This window comes from Nostoc sp., from assembly GCF_041747015.1.
Classification (GTDB): Bacteria; Cyanobacteriota; Cyanobacteriia; order Cyanobacteriales; family Nostocaceae; genus Nostoc.
In genome coordinates this window covers 1-3,417 of record NZ_JBGTFY010000222.1, presented here as the reverse complement: position 1 = coordinate 3,417, position 3,417 = coordinate 1, and the positions used below count along the sequence as shown (strand labels likewise).

Below are 3,417 nucleotides of genomic sequence, written 5' to 3'. Positions count from 1 at the left end.
CAGAGAGTGAAGGTGTTTCTAGATCCGAATTAGTAGAGCAGTTGCTAAGAACATATTTAGCAACACGATTACATTAATCGACGTTACAAAATTGGGTTGCATTACAAAAAATCTTCAAGTTGTAATAGTTTTTAGTTTTATTATCCATCAAGCGGACAGGTTGCCCCACCGGAAACTGTTGGAGCAAGGCGCTAGTCTCAGCTAGTGATTCCTTAATACTTCGTTGCTCTTTATCCTGCTGAAAACTTTTACTATTTAAGTCGAGTTTGGCTTTACTGGTCTGGGTTTGTAACTTGTCAATTTTTGGCGAAAGCTGCTCTAATTGAGCATTAAGTTTTGTAGATAAGTCCACATTAGAGGTAGATACCGCCTCTTTAAGTTGCTGCTGCAACGTGCTTTGTTCGGTAATGGCGCAGACCTGTTGATGCGAGGTCAGAATTGTGCTTTGATCAAGGTAGAGTATTCAATATAAAAATTCACCAATGGTTCATGAGCCAGTTCACTGCCCAAAATGTGACACCATAGATGTGGTTAAAAATGGAAAATCATCGGAAGGAAAACAGCGTTACCTTTGTCGTAATCAAGAATGCTGTTGCCGCACGTTTATCAAGCAGTATACCTATCGTAGTTATTTATCAGAAGTAAGACAGCAAATTACAGAGATGGCAATGAATAGTAGTGGGATGAGAGATATAGCCAGAGTGCTGAAAATTAGCCGCAACACAGTGACTCAGGAATTAAAAAAAACTTCCACAGCTACGGCAGGTCAATGAGCAATTTTTGCAAGGGGCAAATCTAGCTCAAATCAGTGTCAGCTTAGGACTTGTAGAAGCGGCAGAAATGGATGAGATGTGGAGTTTTGTCCAATCTAAACAACAGCAAAGATGGTTATGGCACGCCATTGACCATGCAACAGGTAAAGTATTAGCTTATGTGCTTGCATCTCATGAAGATGTAGCTTTTTTAGAATTAAAGGCGCTGCTGAAACCGTTTGGAATTACAAAATTTTTTACCGATGGATGGGGAGCATATCAGCGGCATTTGGATGAGCAAGCGCATGTCATCGGTAAATCCAACACCCAAAAAATTGAACGTAAGCATTTGACATTGCGGACAAGGATTAAACGATTAGCACGCAAGACGATATGCTTCTCAAAATCTATTGTTATGCATGATCTAGTGATTGGTTTGTTTATTAATCGCTACGAGTTTGGGCTGCCCGTTTAATAGCTTATCCACAGCTTTGAGCCATTACCTAAAATTTAATCAGAAACAGTGTATTTCCGTATAAATATTTTTCAGTTTGTTTAAAAATCAGTGAGAGTCTTCTTGTCAAATAAGCAGAATAGAAGTAAGACTATCTGAAGGTAAACTATTACAATTAATATTTTTGTGCTTAAGTATAGATTGAAGGTAGTGTGATCGCGTCTATTTCCAAAAAGCATCAATAATTATTGTCTTGGCGATCGCAAATTATCTTGCTCATCATCAAACCCCCAATCGTCATCATCATCTTGTACCGGATTAGGCGACTTGTAAGGCGGTTTCAGCACTCGATAGTCAGCATCGTAAACTGAGTCAGTTTTTCTTACTTCAGGATTCTCCGGCTCTCGGTAACTGTAAGAATAAACCGACCCTTGACGTTTGCTGCTCTTGGGTTCGCTATTTACTTCGTAGCTTCTAGGGTCTTGGGGATAGGACTCAGCCTTCTGGGAGTCCTGGATATTTTCTTCGTACTGCCAATCCTCATCATTGATAGGATCTTCTAACCAATCATCAGCGCTATTATTGCTTTCTTGGGTCGTTGGTTGCCTAGTATAAGTGTTAGATGATGGTTGAGGACGAGGCGGTGGTGTAACTTGGCGCTTTTTAGTGGGTTTAGGTTGGGCGAAATAATTTGCTAGGTTAAATAAACTAGCGATCGCAATTGTTGTACCCGCACCCGCAGCTAAACTAATTAAAATCCATAGAGCTAATGGTAGAACTGGAGTTGTTAAGCCCAAAAAGACCAAAGGGAGAACTGGAGACCAATTTTGGACTAATAATAATGTTAGTCCTCCTAAGATTGCCAATAGCAAAATGATTTGCATACATTAGTCGCGCGTTAGGTAAAACGAAAACGGCTTGAAGAAGCTGCAAAAATATTTGCAACCTAGAATTCTATTCTACTGTGCCTTTAAGTACGTCCTTGCCACCGTTTAATCGGAATACAATCAATATCTAGCTGATCTAAAGCGCGGGCGACTACAAAATCTACCAAGTCTTCGATTGTTTGAGGATGATGATACCATGCAGGAATTGCTGGTACTATTCTTGCCCCGGCTTGTGCCAAGGTAGTTAAATTTTGTAAATGAATGAGACTAAAAGGAGTTTCGCGCGGCACGATTACAAGTTTGCGCCCTTCTTTTAACTGTACATCCGCCGCTCGTTCTAATAAGTCTGAACTTAAACCTGTTGCTAACTTGGCGGCGGTACTCATGCTACAAGGTATAACCATCATTCCTAGGGTGCGAAAAGAGCCACTAGCAATATTCGCACCCACGTCACCCCAAGAATGACAAGTTAACTTACCTAAGCTTTCCACTCCAGCTTGCTGTCGCCAGAATTGCTCTTGCTGTATTGGTTCTACAGGCATTTTTATATCTTGCTCTGACTGCCAAACCATGTAAGTAGATTTGGAGGCGACAAGTTCGATATTGTACTCTGCCGCCAAAAGAAACTTGACGGCGCGGACAGCATAAATCAGCCCGGATGCGCCAGTAACGCCCAAAATTAAAGGTAAGGTTGGCACAATTAGTTGAATAGGGTTAGACACGTAAAGTTAAAAATAGGAAATTATAGCTCATCGTCAGGATAAGATTCTAAGTCGCCCTCGCTCAATTGATCGCTATCATTAGCAGCGTTAAAGTTGTTAGTGTCGCCAGTTGTATGGACTTCGCTAGTATTGCTATTGACTGTTACTAAATCAATTTGCTGGCGGTAGTAATCAACACTTTTGACTTGAACTTCTACGCGATCGCCCAAACGGTAAGAAGCGCGATTTTTGCGCCCAAACAGTGCTTGCAATCTGGCTCTATACTCATACCAGTCATCTTTAAGCGAACTAACATGAACTAAGCCTTCAACTTGTAATTGCCTGCCATTTTCTGCTTGCAGGGCAATTTCGACAAAAAAGCCGTAAGACTGAACACCAGTAATTAAGCCTTCAAAAACATCCCCAGTACGCTGCTTCATAATCTGCGCTTTTTGCAGCCCTAGTAGATCCTCCTCCGCATCTTGAACTTCTTTTTCGCGATCGCCTAATGGTACAATCATCCGTGCTAAATCTGCTTCTAGTTCTTGGTGAGTCTCTGTAGGCAAGACGCTCCAACTAATATTACCCCGTGCGGAACTATGACGAAGATTAGTACTTTCTTT

Annotated in this window: 7 protein-coding genes; 3 read left to right on the top strand and 4 right to left on the bottom strand. The window is 41.3% G+C overall.

The window, feature by feature from the left end:
* Window positions 1-77, top strand: a 77-nt coding sequence (locus ACEW80_RS17910) for a ribbon-helix-helix protein, CopG family (protein WP_373527889.1), incomplete at its 5' end; no start/stop codon positions are given.
* Here the strand turns inward: ACEW80_RS17910 and ACEW80_RS17905 are convergent.
* Entirely contained in the window at window positions 74-391 is a 318-nt protein-coding gene (locus ACEW80_RS17905) for a hypothetical protein (protein WP_373527888.1), read from the bottom strand. The two genes, ACEW80_RS17910 and ACEW80_RS17905, sit on opposite strands and share 4 nt — an antisense overlap.
* Window positions 392-482: 91 nt before the next feature.
* Between ACEW80_RS17905 and ACEW80_RS17900 the strand changes: the two genes are divergently transcribed.
* Both ACEW80_RS17900 and ACEW80_RS17895 read left to right on the top strand, forming a co-directional pair.
* Window positions 483-773: an IS1-like element transposase gene (locus ACEW80_RS17900; RefSeq protein ID WP_373527887.1), complete on the top strand. Its 291-nt coding sequence runs from the start codon at window positions 483-485 to the stop codon at window positions 771-773.
* Between the two features lie 7 nt (window positions 774-780).
* The gene (locus tag ACEW80_RS17895; RefSeq protein ID WP_373527886.1) at window positions 781-1,227 is read left to right on the top strand and encodes an IS1 family transposase; all 447 of its coding nucleotides are present in this window, start codon (window positions 781-783) and stop codon (window positions 1,225-1,227) included.
* A gap of 224 nt (window positions 1,228-1,451) precedes the next feature.
* Here ACEW80_RS17895 and ACEW80_RS17890 read toward each other — a convergent pair whose 3' ends face one another.
* From ACEW80_RS17890 to ACEW80_RS17880, 3 genes are all read right to left on the bottom strand, one after another.
* Window positions 1,452-2,090, bottom strand: a complete 639-nt coding sequence (locus tag ACEW80_RS17890; RefSeq protein ID WP_373527885.1) for a LapA family protein — start codon at window positions 2,088-2,090, stop codon at window positions 1,452-1,454.
* 86 nt (window positions 2,091-2,176) lie between these two features.
* The gene (locus tag ACEW80_RS17885) at window positions 2,177-2,815 is read right to left on the bottom strand and encodes a flavin prenyltransferase UbiX (RefSeq protein WP_373527884.1); all 639 of its coding nucleotides are present in this window, start codon (window positions 2,813-2,815) and stop codon (window positions 2,177-2,179) included.
* A gap of 20 nt (window positions 2,816-2,835) precedes the next feature.
* Window positions 2,836-3,417 (bottom strand): S1 RNA-binding domain-containing protein (locus ACEW80_RS17880; RefSeq protein ID WP_373527883.1); only part of this gene is annotated, 582 nt, incomplete at its 5' end.

Coding starts and splice junctions, on each gene's coding strand:
- ACEW80_RS17900 (WP_373527887.1), top strand. CDS start 483: ATGGTTCATGAGCCAGTTCACTGCCCAAAATGTGACACCATAGATGTG.
- ACEW80_RS17890 (WP_373527885.1), bottom strand. CDS start 2,090: ATGCAAATCATTTTGCTATTGGCAATCTTAGGAGGACTAACATTATTA.